A 21,884-nucleotide genomic window follows, 5' to 3' on the forward strand; every position below is an offset into this window, starting at 1 on the left:
GCCTTGTTATCGACACAAAGTGTGTCAACTTTAGTCACTTTTCATAATTTTTACTTTATGAACAATAAATTAACGCGATATAACAAAACTTAATAACCTATGTTAAGGATAACAATGGCTTATCAGTTCACTGTAGAGACGTGGTGGCCAGGGACGGCCCGTTTTGGCACGATGCTAGGCACGAAACAACGCTGCCCAGCTCCCTTAATTCAGGAGCTGGGCAGCTTTTTTTTGCTGCTCAGATAGAGCAGAACGACTTTACGCTAACGCCGCCTGTGGGCGACGCTCGTCCAGCATCCCTTTATCGAGAATAAAGCGGATGATCTCTTCAAGCCCCACGCCATCGTAGAGATTGGTGAACACGAACGGCCGCTCGCCGCGCATCTTTTTCGAGTCGCGCTCCATCACCTCCAAAGAGGCGTGCACCTGCTCAGCGATGTCGATCTTATTGATAATCAGCAGGTCCGATTTGGTGATGCCTGGCCCGCCCTTGCGGGGGATCTTATCGCCTGCGGATACGTCGATAACGTAGAGGGTCAGGTCGGAAAGCTCGGGGCTGAACGTGGCGGAGAGGTTGTCGCCGCCGGATTCGACCAGCACCAGCTCCAGCTTGGGATGACGGGCGTGCAGCTCGTCAATCGCCGCTAGGTTCATGGAGGCATCTTCACGAATCGCCGTGTGCGGGCAGCCGCCGGTCTCAACGCCTAAAATTCGGTCGGCGGGCAGTGCATCGTGCTTGAGCAGGAAATCGGCGTCTTCGCGGGTGTAGATATCGTTGGTGACGACGGCGATATCGTAGTGGTCGCGCAACGCGGTACAGAGCTGCTTGAGCAGGGCGGTTTTGCCGGAACCGACCGGCCCACCTACACCAACACGTAAACAGTGAGTCATGGTTTTCTCCTAAATAACAACGCTCGTTAGCTTCTAAACAAGCGGGAATATTGGGTTTCGTGTAGAGCGCTGGCCAGCGCCACGCCGGGCAGAGCGGGGCCAAGCTCGTCATCTTCTAGCCGCTGGGCCTTATCGACGGCATCCACCAACTCGCCACGTAACTGCTCGATAATGCGCTGGGCAGCGGTGTGGCCCAGCGGCAACGCTTTACAGGCCACCGCGAGTTGGTTTTCCAGCCACGCCCAGCCAAAGCCGAGCTGCGCTTGGCGCACGGGGATGCCGCGCTGGTAGGCCGCCCAGGCAAATAGGGTCACATAGCCTGCCTGCGCCGGCAGCAAGGGCGTGATTGCATCTTCACTGGGCAGCCCTTCATTTTTTGGTAATAGGTCGAGGCTGCCCAGCAGCCGCTTCAGCGAGGCGCCCAGGCGGCTATCTTCGGCGGCGAGTTCGGCGGTTTCACGGGTGGCAGCCAGCCAGTCGTCCCACTCTGCCACCGCAGTGCCATCCTGCTCCTCGAAAGCGCGATATAGCCGCTCGATCAACGGTAGCTCACAGCAGCTTATGCCATCTTCCAGCACGCCGGATAGCCACTCGGTTAGACTTGGCTCATCACTCACCCAGCCCAGTTCAAAAGCGCTCTCCAGCCCTTGGGAAAAGGCGAAGGCACCGATGGGCAGCGCAGGGCTGACCAGCTGCATCAACCCTAGCAGGGCGAGGTCTGATGGCTGCTCAGTGGGCATGGTGGTGATCATGTGCGTGGTCGTGGTCGTGGTCGTGGGAATGAGCGTGGCCGTGGCTGTGTGAATGACTGTGCGGGTGCTCACCGCCCACTTGGTTGTAGGCGCCCGGTTCGGGGTCGAAGGTGGCGTTGTGGTGCTCAAGCGTGGCACCCAGCAGCTCGGCCAGCTCTTCGAGGACGTGGTCGGGCGGGAAGCGTACCCAGCCACCTTTAGCATCTTCACCCAGCGCGAGCTGCACATGGCGGTTGCCGAGGTGGTAAGCAAGCCGTGCCAGCGGTAAGCCAGTACTCACTCGCGCGGTCACCACGGGTTCGATCGCGGCGCAAATGCGCACGATCTCGCCATTTTCGGCTTTCAGGCCTTCGCCATCGCGCAGTACGGGGCCGCGATCCAGAAACAGCCCCAGCGGCTGGCCGCTGTCGCTCTCAGCTTTTAAACGGCCGCGAATGCGTAGTTCAAAGGGCAGTGTCAGTGTGTCGCTGGCGGCGCTTGCGTCTATCGGCCCTAAGCGCTCAATTAATTTCAGCATGCTCTCATCCTTTCTCGATCCATGAAGGCTGAGCCGGGGGTAGGCCGTAGAGAGGGTCTTTTGCCATGGATGGCAAAAGTAGCGTACAGGGACGTATTTACAGCGCCCTCTCGTAGGCCTACCCCCGGCGCCCCGGGCAACAACTCAATCAAAACAAGTGATACCGCTGCGCCAGCGGTAGCTCGGTCGCGGGCTCGCAGGTGAGCAGTTCGCCGTCGCAGCGCACTTCGTAGGTTTGCGGGTCGACGGTGAGTTCTGGGCAGGCGTCGTTGAGCTTCATGTCTTTTTTACGCACGCCGCGCACGTTTTTACAGGCGGAAAGCGTGCTCTGTAGGCCCAGGCGCTCTTTGATGCCCGCGTCAATCGCCGCTTGGCTAACAAAGTTGAGCCGGGTCTGGCTGGCGGCGCGGCCAAAGGTGCCGAACATGGGGCGGTAATGCACCGGCTGCGGCGTGGGGATGGAGGCGTTGGGGTCGCCCATCGGCGCACCGGCAATCATGCCGCCTTTCAGAATCAGCGCGGGTTTGACGCCGAAGAAGGCGGGCTTCCACAACACCAAATCCGCCAGTTTGCCGACCTCAATCGAGCCGACCTCGTGGGCAATGCCGTGGGTAATGGCGGGATTGATGGTGTACTTGGCGATATAGCGTTTAGCACGCAGGTTATCGGCCCCCAGCGCTTCATCTTCCGGCAACAGGCCGCGCTGCACTTTCATTTTATGGGCGGTTTGCCAGGTGCGGCAGACGACTTCGCCCACGCGGCCCATGGCCTGGGAGTCGGAGGCGATCATCGAGATCACGCCCAGGTCGTGCAAAATATCCTCGGCGGCGATGGTTTCGCGGCGAATGCGTGAATCGGCAAAGGCCACGTCTTCGGGAATATTGGGGTCCAGGTGGTGGCAGACCATGAGCATGTCCAGGTGCTCATCAATGGTGTTCACCGTGTAGGGCCGCGTGGGGTTGGTGGAGGACGGCAGCACGTACTCTTTGGAGCAGGCGGTGAGGATATCCGGGGCGTGGCCGCCGCCTGCGCCTTCGGTGTGGTAGGTGTGAATGCCGCGCTCTTTAAACGCCGCCAGGGTGTCTTCGACAAAGCCGGACTCGTTGAGCGTGTCGGTGTGAATGGCGATCTGCACATCGTACTTTTCCGCCACGCTCAGGCAGGTATCAATCGAGGCCGGGGTGGTGCCCCAGTCTTCATGCAGCTTGAGACCCATCGCGCCCGCTTCCAACTGTGCTTCGAGCCCTTCTGGCAGGCTGGCGTTGCCTTTGCCGAGCAGGCCGATGTTCATTGGCAGGTCGTCTACCGCTTGAAGCATTTTGCCAATGTGCCACTCACCGGGGGTGCAGGTGGTGGCGTTGGAGCCGGTGGCGGGGCCGGTGCCGCCGCCGAGCATGGTGGTCACGCCGCTCATCAGCGCTTCTTCAACCTGCTGAGGGCAGATGAAGTGGATGTGGGCGTCGATGCCGCCTGCGGTGAGGATTTTGCCTTCGCCCGCAATCACTTCGGTGCCGGGGCCAATCACGATCTCCACATCGGGCTGGGTATCAGGGTTGCCTGCTTTGCCGATGGCGGCGATGCGGCCGTTTTGTAGCCCCACATCGGCTTTGACGATGCCCCACCAGTCTAAAATCAGCGCGTTGGTGATCACGGTGTCCATCACCGTGGCATCCTGGCGCTGGCTTTGGCCCATGCCATCTCGGATGACTTTGCCGCCGCCGAACTTCACTTCTTCCCCGTAGTGGGTGGCGTCTTTTTCGACTTGAATCCACAGCTCGGTGTCGCCCAGGCGCACGCGGTCGCCTACGGTGGGGCCGTACATATCGGCGTAGGCCTGCCGACTGATCTTGTTTACCGGTTTCATATTTGCCTCTGCCTCAAGCGTTGAGTCCAGTGCTGGGCGGCCATCGTCTGTGTGACACGCTGTGAATACGTCCTTGTACGCTTGACTGCGCCATCCATGGCGCAGACAGTCACACAGACGATGGCCGCCCTACCGTCGGTTGTTCTTTATTAAGCCGTTGGCTAATCGAGCGCACCCATCACATCGCCACGGAAGCCGTAGATTTCCCGCTTGCCGACAAACGGAATCAGCGTGACGTCGCGGGTTTGGCCGGGTTCGAAGCGGATGGCGGTGCCGGCGGCGACGTCCAGGCGATAGCCACGGGTTTTATCCCGATCAAACACCAGCGCGGGGTTGGCTTCGGCAAAGTGGTAGTGGGAGCCAAGCTGAATGGGGCGGTCGCCGGTATTGGCCACCTCCACGGTGATACGCTCGCGACCCGCGCACAGCTCGATCTCACCCTCTTTTAACTGATACTGTCCTGGAATCATTGGGCCGGAAATCATGGCGCTCTCCTAACGGTGGATGATTAGTTGATCGGCGTGTGGACGGTGACCAACTTGGTGCCGTCGGGGAAGGTGGCTTCTACCTGCACTTCATCGACCATCTCCGCCACGCCTTCCATCACGTCGTCTCGGGTGAGGATCTCGCGGCCGTAGCTCATTAAATCCGCCACGCTGCGGCCATCCCGTGCGCCTTCCATAATCTCAAAGCTGATCAGCGCTACCGCTTCGGGGTAGTTCAGTTTTAAACCACGCGCTTTGCGGCGCTCGGCAAGCTGAGCGGCGGTAAACAGCATCAGCTTGTCTTTGTCTCGTGGGGTCAGTTCCATGGAGTATCTCCAGCGTTAGCAGCGTGTTGCCAATTAGGTTAGCCAAATGCGCGGCGTATGCGCCTCACGCTCGATCCAGCGCGGCCGCAGCAGGTGCCAGGCCTGTTCACACAGCGCCCAGGCTTCGTTACGGGATGTGCCTAGATAGCGCAGCAGCAGCACGCCGTGGCGCACGGTCACCGCCCAGCGGGGGTTATCCGGCAGCGCTTCGCGCAGTGCTTCAATGGCCGCAGCGGCATCGTCAATGCCCACCGCCCAGAGCGTGGCCTGCACCGTGGCGCCGCCCTGCCCCCAGCGGCCTGCAAAGCGTGGGTGGGCGGGGTCCAGCGGCTGGCGTTCAAGCCACAGCGGTTTGCCATCTAGGGTTAAGCGAAAGTGCTGCTCGATACGCCCCGTGACATAGGGCAGATCGCTTGCCGGGCGGCCGAGCGCCATCACTTCCCAGCCTAGGCAGCGGGCATTGCCATTCAGGGCAATATGGGTGCGTTGGGTACCTTTGGAGCCGTTGAAGGCGATGGTTTCCTGGGGTAGCCACTCCAGGGTGCCGCCCTCTTCTACCGTTAGCTCGGTGTGCTGTGTCCAGGCCACGCCTTGGCTGTCGGCTTTGTAGAGCTTATTGGCGGCGGGCGTGGTGAGCAGCGCATGGGCACCGCGCTCTACATGGGCGCGGATGGTCAGCGCATCGCCGCTAACAAGCCCACCGGGCGGGTGCAGTACATAAACGTGGCACGCTTCCTGGCTGCCTTCCGGGTAGAAGGGGCGCTGAACCCGTAACGGCCCTTGGTGGCGCGCCTGCACTAACCGGGTCACCCCATCGCGGTTGGCAAAGCGCAAGGCCAGCGAGGCGGCCCAGCGGCGTTCAGCGTCGAAACGGTGACCGGAACCGGCAGCCGGTGGGGCAAGTTCGCTTAACATCATGGGCGCTGTCGCTTTCTGGTGGATTCATCATTGCCTGACAAATGCAAAGAGTGCGCCAAAATGGTGAAAAGCGCTGCCACACCGTCATAAAGACCTTTTTTTGAGCAACTGATCTCTTATCTCGTCCTTATGCGCACCAAAAAAGCACATAAAAATAGCGTTATGCACCTGGATGGGGCCTACACTTTAAACCTGAGCCAATTAGCCCTGCGTTACTTGCCAGAGTCCCAGCTAGCTCCCTCTAAAAATAAGAGCGCCCCATCAACCAAGGCTGATGGGGCGCTCATCTTACTGTTAGCTAAATAAATCAGTTATGAGTGGTATGGCCGTGGCCACTTTGGTGGTGACTACTCTCTAGCGCAGCACCTACTGGCAGTACCTGTAGTTTTACCTGGATGGGTTCGGCATGCTGGAACTCCAGCGTAACGGGGACAGGTTGGCCTTCCACCAACGGTGATGCCAATTCCATAAACATCAAGTGTAAACCACCCGGCGCCAGCGTGACTGTCTCTCCGGCTGGGATATCAATGCCGCCGGGCAGTGGCACCATACGCATCACATCGCCGTGCATCTCCATCATGTGGATTTCGACACGTTCGGTCAGCGGGCTAGTTGCGCCTACCAGCGTGTCATCCTTATCGCCGTGATTAGTGAGGGTGACAAAACCGCCGCCCGCTCCGGCCCCTGGCGGAGTGGCGCGGGCCCAGGGGTGGGTGACCTCAATAGAGGAGTGGCCTGCCATTGCCTCAGAGTGATCGCTTCCATGATGGGCCGCCACCAGTGGTGTGCTCATCAGAAGCAGTGCGATTAACAGCGTGACGCGGCGCATCAACATAGTGTTCTCCCTTAGTAAAACAGCAACAGCGTGTCTTCCACCGCGATATTACTCAGCACAGGCGGCTACTACCACTTGGTCGCGTCCGCTGCGTTTCGCTTGATACAGCGCCTGGTCTGCCCGCTGTATAGTGCGCTGATAGTCGGGATGGCCGTCATGGAGCGTTACCCCTATGCTGACCGTGATATTTAAGAGCGTATCCGCTGTCGCGAGCATAGACTCTTTTGCTACCGTTTGGCGTAAACGTTCAGCAAAGAGTCGACTACCGTTCTCGTCGGTATCCACCAGCACGATTAAAAACTCTTCGCCACCCATGCGGAATACGTAGTCACCACCTCGCGTGGAGCGGTCGAGAATGCTCGCCACCTGCTGTAGCACACTATCGCCCGCATCATGGCCGTGGGTATCGTTAATGGATTTAAAGTGGTCAATATCCACCATTAACAGCGCAAAGCACTTTTCAGAGCTGCGGGACAATTCAATCTCTCGATTTAATACCACAGGCAAGAATTTACGGTTCAGTAGACTCGTTAAGCTGTCGCGCCCTGCATCCAGCCCCGATGCTCGATTAAGGATGTCATCAAGCATCATCAAAATTGTACGGGCAGCATCTCGAATATGGCCAAGCGCTGCTAATCGCATCTCATTATGTTGATGGCTTAACTGTGTTAGCCACTCCTCATCTATCCGTTGAATATGTTGAGAGATAGTGGTTATTTCCGGCGCGCCATCAAAAGCGTGGCAAGCTTTATGGAAGTACCAAAGACCAAACTCTGAGCTGGTCAATCTAGGTAATGCGCTAGTAGCCTGCTGTGCGGCAATGGCAAACATCAGCGCGTTTTCCCAGTTGAGTAACGCAGCGCGCTGCCGCTCACGCTCATCGCCAATATTTTGGGTAAGGGAAAAGAGCCTATAAGCCTCTTCAGTTCGAGCGTGGCGGTCACTGGCAACAGAATAGGCGTGGCTCATGATCTCCATGGCCATATCGATATGATCCGATACATAGACCGAGGCATCTCCTGGTGAAAGTGACGCGTTAAATGTTTCATTGATCTTTTTATATAGCGCCTGTTTAAGCTGCCTGGCACCATTAAGCACCAGATTCACCGGAATATCGATACGGGCATGCACTTGCCCAACTTTCTCTTGCTGTTCTACCAGCGATACAAAATCAGCGTGCTCAACGGCAAACATTGCGCTTAACCAGCGCCGCATGGAGGGGTGCAAGCGCTGCTGAACTTGGTCGTTCGAGAGAAACAGCGAGGCATGAGGATCATCTAGCATCACGCTATAGAAGTGGTCGGCAAGATGGGTGCCATGAGCATCGACCAGCGTTTCAACTGCTTGGCGTAGCGCCACAGGTGTACGCTCTAACAGTGCTTGCCACTCGGCGGCGAGCTGATGTTTATCTTTATAACGCATACCCCACCCGATGATCATTGTAAAGACCAACCATATTACACATAAATAAGGATAACCAATACGAACCCAAAGCAGGGTTCTAAGCAACAAGCCCGCCCTTTTGATGCATATTAAAGGGCGGGCTTGTTGTAGGTAAATAAAAGTGAATGAGGCTTAGCAAAGAGTGGCTGTGGATAACCTAAACCGTCAAATGCTGCTTAATCAGCTCGTTAGAGAGTTCGCTGATCTCGCCTTTAGCCACCGGGCGGCCGCGATCCATAATCACGAAGCGGTCGGCGTATTTGCGGGCGAAGGGCAGCTTTTGCTCGACCAGCAGCACTGTCAGGCCATCCTCTTTGATTAGTTGGCGAATCACTTGGCCAATTTGGGCGACGATATTGGGCTGAATGCCCTCCCCTGGCTCGTCCAGAATTAGCAGCTTAGGCTCAATCACCAGCGCGCGGCCGATGGCGAGCTGCTGCTGTTGCCCGCCGGATAAATCGCCACCCCGGCGGTGCTTCATCTCTTTGAGCACCGGAAACAGTTCGTAGATGCGCTCGGGAATTTTTTTCAGCCCGTCGCCTCGCGCGGCAAGCCCAGTGCGCAGGTTCTCCTCCACCGTCAGCAGCGGGAAGATCTGCCGCCCCTGGGGCACAAAGCCGATGCCCATGCGCGAGCGCGCTTCCACGGCCTTTTTGGTGAGTTCGATCTCGCTGCCATCGCCTTGGTAGCGCAGCTGGCCGCTTTTCACCGCGACTTCGCCCATGATGGCTTTCATTAGGGTGGTTTTACCCACCCCGTTGCGGCCCATCACGCAGGTGCACTGCCCGGTGGGCACGTCTAGGTCTAAGTCCCACAGCGTATGGCTCTCGCCGTAGAACTGGTTGAGCTTTTCAATGGCCAGCATCAGGCGCTCTCCTCTTCATCCGACCCTAAATACACCTCGACCACGTTGGGGTCGTTGGAGACCTGATCCATGCTGCCTTCGGCCAGCACGCTGCCCTGGTGCAGCACGGTCACCTTGCGCGCAATCGAGCGCACAAAACCCATGTCGTGCTCTACCACCACCACCGACTGCTTGCCAGCCAGGCCGGTGAGCAGCTCAGCGGTGCGCTCCATCTCCTGCTCGGTCATCCCTGCCACCGGCTCATCCACCAGTAGCAGGCGCGGGCGCTGCATCAGCAGCATGCCAATCTCCAGCCACTGTTTTTGGCCGTGGGAGAGAATACCGGCGGGCTGAAAGCGCAGCGCAGTGAGGCCGATGGTTTCCAGCACGTCGTCAATGCGGTCTTTAATCTCCCCGGTCATGCGGGCGGTCAGCGTGGGGAAAATGCGCTTGTCGGCAGCCATGGCCAGCTCCAGGTTCTCGAATACGCTGAGCGCTTCGAACACCGTGGGCTTCTGAAACTTGCGGCCAATGCCGAGGCTGGCGATTTCCGGCTCGTTCATCTGCAGCAGGTTATGGCGGCTGCCGAACCACACGCTGCCTTCGGTGGGGCGGGTTTTGCCGGTGATGATATCCATCATGGTGGTTTTACCGGCCCCGTTGGGGCCGATAATGCAGCGCAGCTCGCCGTCGTCGATGGTCAGGTTTAGGTTATTGATGGCTTTAAAACCGTCGAAGCTGACGGTGACATCTTCCATATACAGAATCGGGCCGTGGCGCACGTCGACCGGCGAGGCCTCGGTGGCCATAAAATCAAACACCCGATCCCGCGCTTTTAGCGATTGTAATAGGCTCATGCAGCGGCCTCCTTGGATGGGTGATCATCCTCTTTGCGGCGCTTTAGGTGGCCTAACAGCCCCGCCACGCCTTTAGGCAGCAGCACCGTGACCAGCACGAATAGCGCGCCCAGGGCGAATAGCCAGGCGTCGGGCATAATGCCGGTGAAGATGGTTTTGGCGTAGTTGACCAAAATCGCGCCGATCACCGCGCCGTACAGTGTGGCCCGGCCACCCAGCGCCACCCACAGCACGATTTCAATCGAGAACAGCGGCGAGAACTCGCTGGGGTTGATAATACCCACCTGCGGCACATAGAGCGCCCCGGCAAGGCCCGCCAGCATGGCCGAGACCACAAACACAAACAGCTGGAAGCGCTCGACGCGGTAGCCAATAAAGCGCGTGCGCGCTTCGGCATCGCGGGTGGCCACACATACCCGGCCCAGCTTGCTGGTCACGATTGCCCGGCAGAGGATATAGCCCAGCGCCAGCGCTACGCCGGTGGCGATAAACAGCCCCAAGCGCGTGGCATCGCTACGCAGGTTAAAGCCCAGCAGCTCGCGGAAGTCGGTCAGGCCGTTATTGCCACCAAAGCCCATCTCGTTACGGAAGAAGGCCAGCATCAAGGCAAACGTGAGCGCCTGGGTGATGATCGAGAGATACACCCCCGTCACCCGTGAGCGGAAGGCCAAAAAGCCGAACACCAGCGCCAGCAGCCCCGGTGCCAGTAGCACCATGGCAAAGGCGAACCAGGCCATATCGAAGCCGTGCCAGTACCAGGGCAGGCTGTCCCAGTTGAGGAACACCATAAAGTCCGGCAGTACCGGATGACCGTAGGTGCCACGGTCACCGATTTGGCGCATCAGGTACATGCCCATGGCGTAGCCGCCAATGGCGAAAAACGCCCCGTGCCCCAGGCTCAAGATGCCCAGGTAACCCCATACCAGATCCACCGCGACGGCGAGCAGCGCGTAGCTCAGGTACTTGCCGAACAAGTTGACGGTGTAAGCGTTCACATGCAGCGGATGCCCCTGGGGCACCGCCAGATGCAGCACGGTGACCAGCAGCAGCGCGGCAAACAGCACGCCGAGGAAGGTCTGCGTGGCCCGCTCACCGAATGGGCGGGTCAGCCAAAACTGGCTGGAAGTTGCTTGCGTCATCATGGGTTAGCCCTCCGCAGCCCGGCCCTTCTGCGGGAAGAGTCCACGCGGGCGTTTTTGAATAAACAGAATGATGAAGACCAGCACGATAATCTTGGCCAGCACCGCGCCTGCCCAGGGTTCCAGCACCTGGTTGATGACACCCAGCGAGAGCCCCGCCACTAGCGTGCCCCACAGGTTACCTACGCCACCAAACACCACCACCATGAACGAGTCGATGATGTAGTTCTGGCCGAGGTTGGGGCCCACGTTGGTGAGCTGGGAGAGCGCCACGCCCGCCAAGCCCGCCACGCCGGAGCCCAGCGCAAAGGTCATAATATCCACGCGGGTGGCGCGGATGCCCATGGAGCGCGCCATGGCGCGGTTTTGGGTCACGGCACGCACTTCAAGCCCTAAGCGGGTGCGGCGCATAATCAGCATCAGCGCAGCGAACACCACCAGCGCAAAGCCCAGCACGAACATCCGGTTGAGCGTGAGCGACAGCGCGTCGTTGATCACCAGCGAGCCGCTCATCCACTCTGGCGTCACCACGGTACGGTTGAGCGGAGAGATCACCGTGCGCACCAGCTGCTGCAGAATCAGGCTGATGCCGAAAGTGGCCAGCAGGGTTTCCAGCGGGCGGCCTTTGAGGAACTGGATCACGCCCCGCTCGATGGCAATACCCACCAGCGCGGCGACCATAAAGCCCGCCGGAATCGATAGAATCAGCGCTAGCCCCGGCTGGCCCGGCAGCAGTTGCTGCATCATCCAGGTGGTGTAGGCGCCCAGCATCATCAGCTCGCCGTGAGCCATGTTGATTACGCCCATCACGCCAAAGGTAATCGCTAAGCCAATCGCTGCCAGCACCAGCACCGAGCCCAGGCTCAAGCCGAAATAGAGCGTCTCCAGGCCCCGGTTAATCTTGAGCTGCTGCTCAATGCCTGCCAGCGCCGTCGCTGCTGCCTCGGCAACCATGGGATCGTCGCTGTTCGCGGCACGGCCTAACGCCACGCGAGCACGCGGGTGAAGGCTGCCGGTAAGCGCCTCGACACCCACCATCTCGCCCTGCTCGGCGCGGTAAATTGCCACCGCCTGAGCCAAGCGCGTGCGAACATACTCATCTTCCGCGTCGGCAATGACTGGTTCCAGCGTTTCGGCCAGCTCGCCGTCCACTTCGCCCAGCAAGCGGTCAGCGGAAGTGCGGCGGCGCTCTACGTTAGGTGAGTAGAGGTCCACCACGGCAATGGCGCTGCGCAGCTGGTTGCGCAGCGCATTGTTGATGCCGATACGGTCCAGGTCGCGGCGGGACATTTCACCCAGCGGCTCGTTGGTCAGCGCATCGGCCACTGGCCAGTCGCGACCACGGTTCTCAAGCACCAGCACAAAGCGGCCATCGTCGGTGCGTTGTAGGCGGCCATCCAGCAGTGCCTGCAGCCAGTCGCGGGCGCGCTCGTCATCGCTTTGCAAAATAGCGGTAATGGCTTCGCCTTTATCGCGGTAGGAGTCCACATCCAGCGCGGTCAACAGCGCGAGTGCTGCTTGGTCATCGGGAGTCGAGGAGCTGCTTTGTGCCTGCGCCGACACGGCGGTGCCGAGTAGCATCAAGCACAGCAGCCCCAAGGAAAGGAAACGCCTCATGGGGTTCTTCCTTTGGTGATCAAATGGGGGAGATAGCGTGCTCCCCTACTGCGCCATTGCGCTGGCGCAGTAGGGGACGAAAGTTACTCGGCAAGCGCTGCTTCGGCTTCTTCTGCTGCGGTGCTGCCACCACAGGAACCGTTCACAACGTTAAAGTTGCCGCACTCCATAGGCTTGCGCCAATCAGCGATCAGGTCGCGGGAGCCCGGCAGGTAATCCGACCACGCGTCACCGGCCACGGTCGAGGGCGTTTGCCAGACGATATCGAACTGGCCGTTATCCTGAACTTCACCAATCAGCACCGGCTTGGTGATGTGGTGGTTAGGCATCATCGCCGCGTAACCGCCGGAGAGGTTCGGCACGGTCACGCCGATAATCGCGTCTTTCACCGCGTCTACATCGGTGGTGCCTGCTTTACGCACCGCTTCGGCCCACATGTTGAAGCCAATGTAGTGCGCTTCCATGGGGTCGTTGGTCACCGACATCTCGTCACCGGTGTGCTCAATCCAGGCGTCGATAAAGTCGTAGTTGGCGTCGGTGTCCACGCTCATGAAGTAGTTCCAGGCGGCCAGATGGCCCACCAGCGGCGCGGTGTCGATACCGGACAGCTCCTGCTCGCCCACCGAGAAGGCGATCACCGGAATGTCGGCGGCATCGATGCCTTGGTTAGCCAGCTCGCGGTAGAACGGCACGTTGGCGTCGCCGTTAATGGTGGAGATCACGGCGGTAGGCTTGCCCTCTTCACCAAAGCGGCGAATTTCGGAGACGATGTTCTGCCAGTCCGAGTGACCAAACGGCGTGTAGTTGACCATGATGTCTTCGTCCGCCACGCCGTGCTCATCTTTCAGGAACGCTTCCAGGATGCGGTTGGTGGTGCGCGGATAGACGTAGTCGGTGCCGATCAGCGCAAAGCGCTCGATACCGACTTCGTTGATCAAATACTCAACGGCAGGGATGGCCTGCTGATTGGGCGCGGCACCGGTGTAGAAAACGTTTTCAGACGACTCTTCGCCTTCGTACTGCACCGGGTAGAACAGCAGACCATTCAGCTCTTCCACCACCGGCAGCACCGCTTTACGGGAAACGGAGGTCCAGTTACCGAAGATGACGTCCACTTCCTCCTGGGCCAGCAGCTCGCGGGCACGCTCGGCAAACAGCGGCCAGTTAGAAGCGGGGTCGACCACCACAGCTTCCAACTGACGGCCCAGCAAGCCACCGGCCTCGTTCTGCTGCTCGATGAGCATTTCCACGGTGTCTTTCAGGGTCGATTCACTGATGGCCATGGTGCCGGAGAGCGAGTGCAGAATACCGACTTTGATGGGGTCATCGTCTTGGGCAACCGCTTGCGCGCTGGCGCCCATCACAGCGGCGGTGATCAGGGCAGTGGCGAAGCGGCTAAGGGTGCGTGGGTGTGTCTTGCGCTGCAGTGTGGTCACTTGAACCTCCTTGCGCCCCTTATCGTTGGGGCTCGTGTTTGGGGTACCGCGACCAAGCGTTGTCGTTGTGAATGCGACGGGAGTACTTGGTGCGTCCACTTGTGGTTAGCGAGGTGTTGCTCGTTATTCACACGTCGCTATTCACTTAGCAAGGGGTGCGCCAGATTGAGGCAAAAGCCATTAACACATAATTAATCAATAACTTAGTTATTTTATAAAAACGCAGATTTAGGCTATAAGCACAAACATGGCGCAATGACGCAGCCACGATGCACAATTGTTAGGCACCAGCAGAAGGCCTTGCACCACTAAGGGGTATTCATACCGCCAACAAAAAAGCGCCCTAGGAGACCTAGAGCGCTGAGGCGTAAAGCGTGGGTGTTTAGTTAGCCGCCGTAGCCGCTTTGCTACGCCGCTTTTTAAGCAGCGGCAGGCCCAGGGAGAGCACCGCGATGACCAGGAGCGACAGCGAAATCGGCTTGTCGATAAAGGTGGTCCAGTCGCCACCGGAGATCTGCAGTGCCCGACGCATGGACTCTTCCATAATATTGCCCAGGATCAGTGCAAGAATCAGCGGTGCGGTGGGGAAGCCAAACAGGCGCATGCCCAAGCCCAACAGGCCAAAGCCCAACAGCAGCAGCAGGTCGAAGATACTGAAGCTCATGCCGTAAACGCCGATCATGCAGAAGATCAGGATCATCGACAGCAGCAGCGGGCGCGGCAGGTCGAGGATTTTGGCGATCAGCGGGATCAGCGGCAGGTTCAGTACCAGCAGGAAGATGTTGCCGATATACATACTGGCAATCACGCCCCAGAACACGTCCGGGCGCTGCTCCAGCATCATCGGGCCAGGGGTGACGCCCATTACCAGCAGCGCGCCCAACAGTACCGCCGTGGTGCCGGAACCCGGTACGCCCAGCGTCAGTAGCGGCACGAAAGAGCCGGTACAGGCAGCGTTGTTCGCCGCTTCCGGCGCGGCCACGCCCTTAATGTTGCCCTGACCAAAGGTGTCGCCATCTTTCGCCAGGCGCTTCTCCATGCTGTAGCCCAGGAAGGAGCCAATGGTGGCACCCGCCCCCGGTAATACGCCGGTAAAGAAGCCCAGTACGGAACTGCGGCTAATGGGGCCAGCAATTTTCTTCACTTCGCCACGGCTCAGCTTCAGCGAGCCAATCACGTTGCGCGGCACCTCTTTACCGCCGCTGCCGCGCAGCAGCATGTAGAACACTTCCGCCAGGGCGAAGATACCCAGCGCCACCACCAGGAAGTCGATACCGTCGAGTAGTTGAATCGAGTTAAAGGTAAAGCGCTCGGTGCCGGTTTGCGTGTCGATCCCCACAATCGAGATCATGACACCCACCACCGCCGCAATCAGGCCTTTGACTAGCGACTTATCCGACAGTGACACCACCGCCGTTAAGCCCAGCACCATCAGTGCAAAGTACTCAGCAGGGCCAAAGCTCACCGCCACTTTGGAGAGCAGCGGCGCCACCAGCATCAAAAAGATGACCGATACCGTACCGCCGATAAAGGAGGCATACGCCGCAATGGCCAGCGCTTTACCCGCCATGCCCTGCTTGGCCATCGGGTAGCCGTCAAAAGAGGTCGCTACCGTGCCCGCCACGCCGGGGGCGTTGAGCAGAATGGATGAGGTCGAGCCGCCGAAAATAGCGCCGTAATAGACCCCTGCCATCAGAATCAAACCGGAGGAGGGCTCCATGGCAAAGGTAATTGGGATCATCAGCGCCAGCGCGCTGATCGGCCCCAGGCCGGGCAACATACCGATAATGGTACCGGCAAACACACCGGCGAAAACGTAAGCGATATTGATTGGCTCAAGCGCGATGCCAAAGCCATACATCAAATTGTTTAAGGCATCCATGGGAGTGTCTCTCGTTAAAACCCGCTAAGCGTGCGTCAGCACACCCTGCTTAGAACGGCAGTACGCCGGTGGGTAGGTAAACATCCATTACCCGCGTCATGGTCAGGTAAAGGGCCAGTACCACACCCAGCGATGCCGCCAGGTTGACGCCGTGGCGGCGATAGCCGTAGTAGGCGGTTAAACCAACGCTTAGCAACGTGGAGGCCAGCACAAAGCCCAGCGGCACCAGCAAAAACGCATAGGCGGCGATGGCTAACGAGGTCACGATGACACGCGCCCAGGGAGTGAACAGCAGCGGGCCGTTGGTGGCCTCATGGTCGATCTCATCGGCCCCGGCAATGGCGCTCGGCTTTTCAAAGAACAGCAGCGCTGCCAGCAGCAGCAGAGACACCCCCAACACTTTGGGGAACAGGTCGGAATCCACCGGACGCGGTAAGGGGAACGTCGGGATTTGCCAGGCCATGGCTAAATAAGCAGCCGCCACTAACGCCAGTACAAGCGCTAGCCACTGGTTCGTATTCAATCGGGTCATTGGGATTTCTCCGAAGGAGCCAACGCGAATGCGCTGGCCCTCGCGGTAACAGACAGAAGATCCCAGCAGCATAGCGCCACCGGGGAATCTCTAGCGGGCGCTGGCGCTTACTGGCGCAGCAGGCCCAGGTCGGTCAGCACGCTGCTGAACTGCTCTTGCTGATCGTCCAGGAAGGCACCGAACGCTTCGCTATCCTGGTAGGCATCGATCCAGCCCAGCTGGTCGCTGGCTTCGCGCCATGCGTCGGTTTCGAGCATTTCAGCGAACAGTGTTTCGTAGTACTCCACCGCCTCTTCCGGCATCTCCGGCGCACCCATCACGCCACGCCAGATATCGAAGGTGTAGTCGTAGCCCTGCTCTTGGTAGGTGGGCACGTCGGCCAGGCCACCGCCCAGACGCTCTTCAGAAGAGACGCCCAGTGCGCGCAGCTGGCTGCCTTCGCCTAGCTGGCCCACGGCTTCACCAGCACCGCCGATCACCGCTTCAATGTGGCCGCCCATCAGGTTGGTCATGGCATCGCCACCGCCAGAGAACGGGATATAGTTCACTGCCGAGGGTTCCATTCCCGCCGCCGAGGCTAGACCCGCTACCGAAATATGATCCATAGAGCCTGGCGCACTGCCGCCGCCCACGCTCAGGCCAGGGTTGGCTTTGAGCGCTTCAAACAGATCATCCAGGGTTTGGTATTCGGAATCCGCCGCGACCAGAATAATCGAGTAGTCGGTGTTAATACGCGCAATCGGCGTGAAGTCGGTGTGGTCGTAGCGGGAAGCGCCTGCCAGCGGTACCAGAATCATCGGCGGGCTGGTGGCAAACAGTTTGTGGGGGTTGCCGCTATCGCGAGCCACCTGGGCCCACGCCACCGCACCGCCACCGCCGGGCACGTTGATCGCTGCAAAACTCTCATCCGCCAGGGACTCTTGCTGAATTACGCGGGACATGGTGCGTACCAGGGTGTCCCAGCCGCCACCGGGGTTAGCCGGTGCAATAAATTCGATAGAACGGCTCGGGGTCCACTCTTGCGCTTGGGCAGATGTCGTCATGGCCAGGGCAGCCATCGGCAAGGCAAGCACGGCGAGGCGCTTTAAGGGTAGCGTCGTCATTGGCGTTCTCCACATTGTTATTTCAGACAGTGTTGTTATTAACGTTGGCTTATGGTTAACCAAGCTTCTTTATACGCAGAGTTAATAAACGGCGCCGGGCACTCGGCTATTAACTTTGTGTGGTTACGCAGCGAACGTTAGAAGAGCGCCACCCCTAGCGGCAAGCTTATGACCATAAACGACAAATTGTTCTTTTTGTGCGTTTTGTTCATTTTGTTCACGCAGACGTGCTTACAACGTTTCTAGCCACCCCTTAGCGGCGTTTAACAGCCGATAGCGCCGCTCGGGGCGGCCCACATCGCCATACCCTAGCTCGGCGCTCACCGCCTGTTCAGCAACCAAGAATTCCAAATAGCGCCGTGCGGTTGAACGGCTGGCGCCCATGGTGCGTGCTACCTGCATTGCGGTGAGCGAGTCGGGCGCGGCAGCCAGCGCATCCACCACCCGGCGCAGCGTTAAGCGGTCGATGCCTTTGGGCAGCGCTCGGCTAGCGGAGCGTGTGGGTTCACTCGGGGTAACCCGGGCCAGCACGTGATCCAATTCGTCCTGGCTCATCTCGGCACGGTTCGCCAGCACTTCACGCTCGCGGCGAAAGCGGGTCAACATCTGGTTCATGCGGGCCGCTTCAATGGGTTTGATCAGATAATCGAATACGCCGCCACGCAGCGCTTCGCTAATGGTCTCCACCTCCTTGGCGGCGGTCACCATTACAATATCCACATGCACATAGTCCCGGCGGATGGCCCAGAGTAGCTCCAGCCCTTCTACGTCCGGTAGGTAGGCATCCAGCAAAATCAGTTGAATTTCAGCGGCGTGCTGGGCCATCAGCGCCTTGGCTTCACTGCCGTTGCGCGCCATGCCGACCACATAAAAGCCCTCGCTCTGCTCAATAAAGGCGCGGTGGATATCGGCGATGCGAAAATCGTCTTCGACGACCAAAATGCCGTATTGCGTCGCAGACATGCGGTGTCCTCTTATTGTCGTCATGATCTCGTTATGAGGTCAGGGGCTGGGTGGCGGCCTCGGCGCATAGCGAGCGGTCCAGCACGGCAATAAAGCATGCACCGCCCAGCTCGCTCTCTTCCAGCGTCACCGCGCCACCGTGCTGGCGGCAAAGCCTCGCTACCAGGGCAAGCCCTATGCCCCGATGCTTGCCGGTTTTGGTGGAAAACCCGTCGGCAAAAATCGACTCCGCATGCTCGGCGGGCACCCCGGCACCGTTATCTTCCACTTCAATAAGTAGTTGCTCGCCCAGGTCGGTGAAAAACAGCCGCACAGTGGGCTGGTCACCGTGGGGGCCGTTGAGCGCGGCGTGGCAGGCGTTATCCAGCAGGTTGCCGACTACGCTCATCATCACCTCCTGGCCGGTGGGGGTCAGTGGGCAGGAGAGTGAGCTCTGCTCATCGATCTCCAGGGCAACTCCCAGCTCGCGGGCGCGGGTGAGTTTGCCCAGCAGCGTGCCGCTCAATACCGCATCCGCCACATGGCGCATCAAAAAGCTCATTTGCGCCTGGGCACGCTCGGTTTCCTGGTGAATCAGCGCCAGCGCTTCATCAATACGCTGTAGCTGCAACAGGCCGGAGATGGTGTAGAGCTTGTTGGAGAACTCGTGGGCCTGGGCGCGCAGCATATCCACATCACGGCTGGCTTGGGTGAGCGCTTGGGAGAGGTCGATGATTTCCCGTCGGCTGCGGAAGGTAGCCACTGCCCCTTCTATTTCTCCTTCATGCAGAATCGGCACGCGGTTGACCACCACAGGGTGATCCCCCAGCCACATCTCCTGGTTGAACTCCTGTTCTCCGCGCTTTAACACTTCCAACAGCCGCGAGTTAGGCACCACCTCGCGGATCGGCTGGCCGAGCAACACATGATCGTCGGGCAGCTCTAAAAAGCGCCGCGCCTGCTGGTTCACCAGGGTGATATGGCCATCCCGATTCACCGCAAGAATGCCCTCATGGATCGACTGCAAGATGGCCTCTTTCTCCATCGCCAAGCGTGCGATTTCGTAAGGCTCCAGCCCTAAAATGATCTTTTTCAAGTGCTGCGACAGCCAATAGGCACCGGCGAATCCCAGCATAATCATCAGCGCCACCAGCGCCCAGCCGAGGCTGGTGTAGCGGGCCACGTCCATATCGACGCGGTCGAGCATAAAGCCCACCGAGACCACCCCGATGATATTGCCCTCCTCGTCCCATACTGGGGTTTTACCGCGCATGGCCGTGCCTAGCGTGCCGGTGGCTTCAGAAACATACGACTGGCCATACACCAGCGCCTGCTCGTTATCGCCGCCCACCATGGGGTGGCCGATACGCTCAGGCACTGGATGGGAGTAACGGATCGATTGGGCATTACCCACCACCACGTAGCGCGCACCGGTCTCCTGGCGCACTCGTTCGGCAAGGGGCTGGATAATGGCGGAGGGGTCAGGTGTGAAAAAAGCGTTTACAATCTGCGGCATCCCAGCCACGGTTTTGGCCACGGCCAGTGCCCGCTCGCCCATTTGGTGGGTGATGATTTCGGCTTTGCGGTGGTTCAAATAAGTGCCTTGAGCCAGCAACATACCCGCCAGCAGCAGCCCCACCAGCATCATGACCTGCAGGCGAAAACTGCGCTTATACCAGCGGCGCTTGGCGCGGGTGCGGCGCCAGCGCTGTAATTCGGCCAGCGTTCTAGGGCGGGTGGCAGTCATAACGGAACTCACAATGCGCGACAACGCCATTATGGCATGCAGCGTCAGGTGACGTTAGTCGTTGCGTTCACCCGCTACTTTGCTTATATAGCAGCCACTTACTCATGCTCCCTCAAGGAGGAGATACGTGCATCCCCTTTTCCAACGACTGCCCCAAGCCCTTTCCCGCTATCTTGCGCTCGTCGGTTGTGCGCTATGGGCTAGTCACGCGGCGGCCTCCCCCTTCTATGCGCCGCCACCACCAAAGGAGGATACACCACTCTTTAGTGGTGACGCGGAGCTTGGTTTTACCCGTCTCTCCGGCAATACCGATAGCCAGACCTTGATCGGCAAGACCCGCCTGACTTGGCTAACGGGGCCGTTGACCCACTCGCTGCGGGGGGAGGTGCGTAACGTAAGCAAGGATGGCGTAACCAGTGCTGAGCAGTACGTATTGGCCGGACGCGAGCGCTACGACTTCAGCGGGCCGCACTATTTATTCGGGTTTGCCCGTTGGGAGAAAGACCGCTTTGCCGGGTACGACCAGCAGCTCTCGGTGATTGGCGGCTACGGGCGTCAGCTATTGAAAAATAAGCGCCATACGCTCTCACTAGAAGCGGGGCCAGGCTACCGTAACGACCGCCTGCGGGAGACAGATCATCAACAGCTAGCCGTGGCTTATACCGCGCTGGATTACCGCTACCGGTTTTCTGATTACGCCGATATCACCCAGGAGATGTCGGTGGAGTACACCGATGCAAACACCACCGGCCGCTCACTAACGGCGCTCACCGCCCGTCTTAACGCTAGGCTGTCGCTGCGCCTCTCTTATGAAGTGAAGCACAACTCACAGCCCCCGGAGGATGCCAGCGAGCGCACTGATACCACCACCAGCGCCTCGCTGTTGTATAGCTGGTAGCACCATCATGGTGCTACCTTCGCCGATTAGAAGTGAAATTTAACCAGTGCACTCACCGCGCTTTCGGTATCCATAACACTATCGGTAAGGCCGTACTTATGGTTCCAGTAGGAGTACTCAATCCCTGCATAGAGCACCCCTGGGCGGCCACGGTAGTGCCCTAAGTCTAATTTTAGCTGGGGATTGAAATGAAACTCTGCGTCATGGTCCGATGCCGACGTTGAGTAGTCGATATAGCCATCAAACAGAAACCGCGATGCTCCCACCTCAAACGGTGCGCCCCAGGTGAGCGTCATTTGCAGATCATCGGCGATTTCACTGTTATTGACGTAGTAGAACGTGCTGTTGAAATACGTTGTGCCTGGCACATCCCAGGCGAAGCTCACGCCTGTCAGAATATTGGTAGCATTGGTACCGCCACCAAATTCATAGGTACCCGCCAGCGACACATCTTTAAGCGCGCCCCGCTGCAAATCGACGCCACTTAGCCATCCCAGGCTGAGCGTTGGAGAGAATTCGCCATACAGATCGTCGTCACCATCGGCGCTGCCCCGCCCTTGGTTACGATCCACAAACAAAAAAGTGCCGCCCCAGTCGTGTGCCGTCACATTTTCAAAGGTTACGTAGGTATCAGTGCGCTCATTACGCCCAAACGCTTGGTACTGATCGCTATATAACAGAGAGATACTTGAGTCTGAAAACAGTTTTTCAGCCGAGGCAAGCGGTGATATCAACATGGCAGCGGCTAAACTAGCGATGGGTAAATATTTCATTGGGTCCCCTTATTGATCAACACTGGCTATGCCAGCAAATTCAGTCAAACCGCAGCGGTACTTGGCCACTGCGGCGTTTCTTT

At 58.9% G+C, this 21,884-nt stretch carries 21 protein-coding genes; 1 reads left to right on the plus strand and 20 read right to left on the minus strand.

Annotated features, from left to right (window positions below; all coding sequences use genetic code 11):
- Positions 1 to 258 precede the first annotated feature (258 nt).
- From ureG to LG300_RS15335, 19 genes are all read right to left on the minus strand, one after another.
- Entirely contained in the window at positions 259 to 891 is a 633-nt protein-coding gene (gene ureG / locus LG300_RS15245; RefSeq protein ID WP_399844409.1) for an urease accessory protein UreG, read from the minus strand.
- Between the two features lie 26 nt (positions 892 to 917).
- The gene (locus LG300_RS15250) at positions 918 to 1,631 is read right to left on the minus strand and encodes an urease accessory protein UreF (protein WP_404378052.1); all 714 of its coding nucleotides are present in this window, start codon (positions 1,629 to 1,631) and stop codon (positions 918 to 920) included.
- Positions 1,621 to 2,160, minus strand: coding sequence for an urease accessory protein UreE (gene ureE, locus LG300_RS15255; RefSeq protein ID WP_404376148.1), 540 nt, complete (start codon positions 2,158 to 2,160; stop codon positions 1,621 to 1,623). Before ureE ends, LG300_RS15250 begins: the two co-directional genes overlap by 11 nt.
- Positions 2,161 to 2,308: 148 nt before the next feature.
- Complete coding sequence (ureC, locus tag LG300_RS15260; RefSeq protein WP_058579803.1) at positions 2,309 to 4,024, minus strand: urease subunit alpha; 1,716 nt, start codon at positions 4,022 to 4,024, stop codon at positions 2,309 to 2,311.
- A gap of 161 nt (positions 4,025 to 4,185) precedes the next feature.
- Complete coding sequence (locus tag LG300_RS15265) at positions 4,186 to 4,494, minus strand: urease subunit beta (protein WP_404378054.1); 309 nt, start codon at positions 4,492 to 4,494, stop codon at positions 4,186 to 4,188.
- A 38-nt stretch (positions 4,495 to 4,532) separates the two neighbouring features.
- The gene (ureA, locus tag LG300_RS15270) at positions 4,533 to 4,835 is read right to left on the minus strand and encodes an urease subunit gamma (protein WP_016915359.1); all 303 of its coding nucleotides are present in this window, start codon (positions 4,833 to 4,835) and stop codon (positions 4,533 to 4,535) included.
- A gap of 33 nt (positions 4,836 to 4,868) precedes the next feature.
- Entirely contained in the window at positions 4,869 to 5,753 is an 885-nt protein-coding gene (locus tag LG300_RS15275) for an urease accessory protein UreD (RefSeq protein ID WP_404376149.1), read from the minus strand.
- Between the two features lie 307 nt (positions 5,754 to 6,060).
- Positions 6,061 to 6,588 (minus strand): copper chaperone PCu(A)C, encoded by a 528-nt coding sequence (locus LG300_RS15280; RefSeq protein ID WP_404376150.1) that lies wholly within the window; start codon positions 6,586 to 6,588, stop codon positions 6,061 to 6,063.
- A gap of 48 nt (positions 6,589 to 6,636) precedes the next feature.
- Positions 6,637 to 8,010 (minus strand): diguanylate cyclase, encoded by a 1,374-nt coding sequence (locus LG300_RS15285; RefSeq protein ID WP_404376151.1) that lies wholly within the window; start codon positions 8,008 to 8,010, stop codon positions 6,637 to 6,639.
- Positions 8,011 to 8,188: 178 nt separating this feature from the next.
- Positions 8,189 to 8,896: an urea ABC transporter ATP-binding subunit UrtE gene (gene urtE / locus LG300_RS15290; RefSeq protein ID WP_404376152.1), complete on the minus strand. Its 708-nt coding sequence runs from the start codon at positions 8,894 to 8,896 to the stop codon at positions 8,189 to 8,191.
- A complete protein-coding gene (gene urtD, locus LG300_RS15295; protein WP_404376153.1) occupies positions 8,896 to 9,732 on the minus strand; it encodes an urea ABC transporter ATP-binding protein UrtD in 837 nt (278 codons plus the stop codon). Before urtD ends, urtE begins: the two co-directional genes overlap by 1 nt.
- Entirely contained in the window at positions 9,729 to 10,874 is a 1,146-nt protein-coding gene (gene urtC / locus LG300_RS15300; RefSeq protein WP_404376154.1) for an urea ABC transporter permease subunit UrtC, read from the minus strand. Before urtC ends, urtD begins: the two co-directional genes overlap by 4 nt.
- 3 nt (positions 10,875 to 10,877) lie before the next feature.
- A complete protein-coding gene (gene urtB / locus LG300_RS15305; RefSeq protein WP_404376155.1) occupies positions 10,878 to 12,488 on the minus strand; it encodes an urea ABC transporter permease subunit UrtB in 1,611 nt (536 codons plus the stop codon).
- An 83-nt stretch (positions 12,489 to 12,571) separates the two neighbouring features.
- On the minus strand, positions 12,572 to 13,924 hold the full coding sequence (gene urtA / locus LG300_RS15310; protein ID WP_404376156.1) for an urea ABC transporter substrate-binding protein: 1,353 nt from the start codon (positions 13,922 to 13,924) through the stop codon (positions 12,572 to 12,574).
- A gap of 382 nt (positions 13,925 to 14,306) precedes the next feature.
- The gene (locus tag LG300_RS15315) at positions 14,307 to 15,806 is read right to left on the minus strand and encodes a tripartite tricarboxylate transporter permease (protein WP_404376157.1); all 1,500 of its coding nucleotides are present in this window, start codon (positions 15,804 to 15,806) and stop codon (positions 14,307 to 14,309) included.
- Positions 15,807 to 15,855: 49 nt separating this feature from the next.
- On the minus strand, positions 15,856 to 16,338 hold the full coding sequence (locus LG300_RS15320; RefSeq protein WP_054644893.1) for a tripartite tricarboxylate transporter TctB family protein: 483 nt from the start codon (positions 16,336 to 16,338) through the stop codon (positions 15,856 to 15,858).
- Between the two features lie 107 nt (positions 16,339 to 16,445).
- Positions 16,446 to 17,441, minus strand: coding sequence for a Bug family tripartite tricarboxylate transporter substrate binding protein (locus LG300_RS15325; RefSeq protein ID WP_404376158.1), 996 nt, complete (start codon positions 17,439 to 17,441; stop codon positions 16,446 to 16,448).
- A gap of 231 nt (positions 17,442 to 17,672) precedes the next feature.
- Entirely contained in the window at positions 17,673 to 18,404 is a 732-nt protein-coding gene (locus tag LG300_RS15330; protein WP_404376159.1) for a response regulator, read from the minus strand.
- A gap of 31 nt (positions 18,405 to 18,435) precedes the next feature.
- The gene (locus tag LG300_RS15335) at positions 18,436 to 20,130 is read right to left on the minus strand and encodes an ATP-binding protein (protein WP_404376160.1); all 1,695 of its coding nucleotides are present in this window, start codon (positions 20,128 to 20,130) and stop codon (positions 18,436 to 18,438) included.
- Between the two features lie 148 nt (positions 20,131 to 20,278).
- Here LG300_RS15335 and LG300_RS15340 point away from each other — a divergent pair, with 148 nt between their 5' ends.
- The gene (locus LG300_RS15340) at positions 20,279 to 21,028 is read left to right on the plus strand and encodes a YdiY family protein (RefSeq protein ID WP_404378055.1); all 750 of its coding nucleotides are present in this window, start codon (positions 20,279 to 20,281) and stop codon (positions 21,026 to 21,028) included.
- A 26-nt stretch (positions 21,029 to 21,054) separates the two neighbouring features.
- Here the strand turns inward: LG300_RS15340 and LG300_RS15345 are convergent, their stop codons facing one another.
- Positions 21,055 to 21,801, minus strand: a complete 747-nt coding sequence (locus LG300_RS15345; protein WP_404376161.1) for an outer membrane protein OmpK — start codon at positions 21,799 to 21,801, stop codon at positions 21,055 to 21,057.
- Between the last annotated feature and the right edge of the window lie 83 nt (positions 21,802 to 21,884).

The organism is Vreelandella aquamarina (assembly GCF_044805175.1).
GTDB classification, from domain to species: Bacteria; Pseudomonadota; Gammaproteobacteria; order Pseudomonadales; family Halomonadaceae; genus Vreelandella; species Vreelandella aquamarina_B.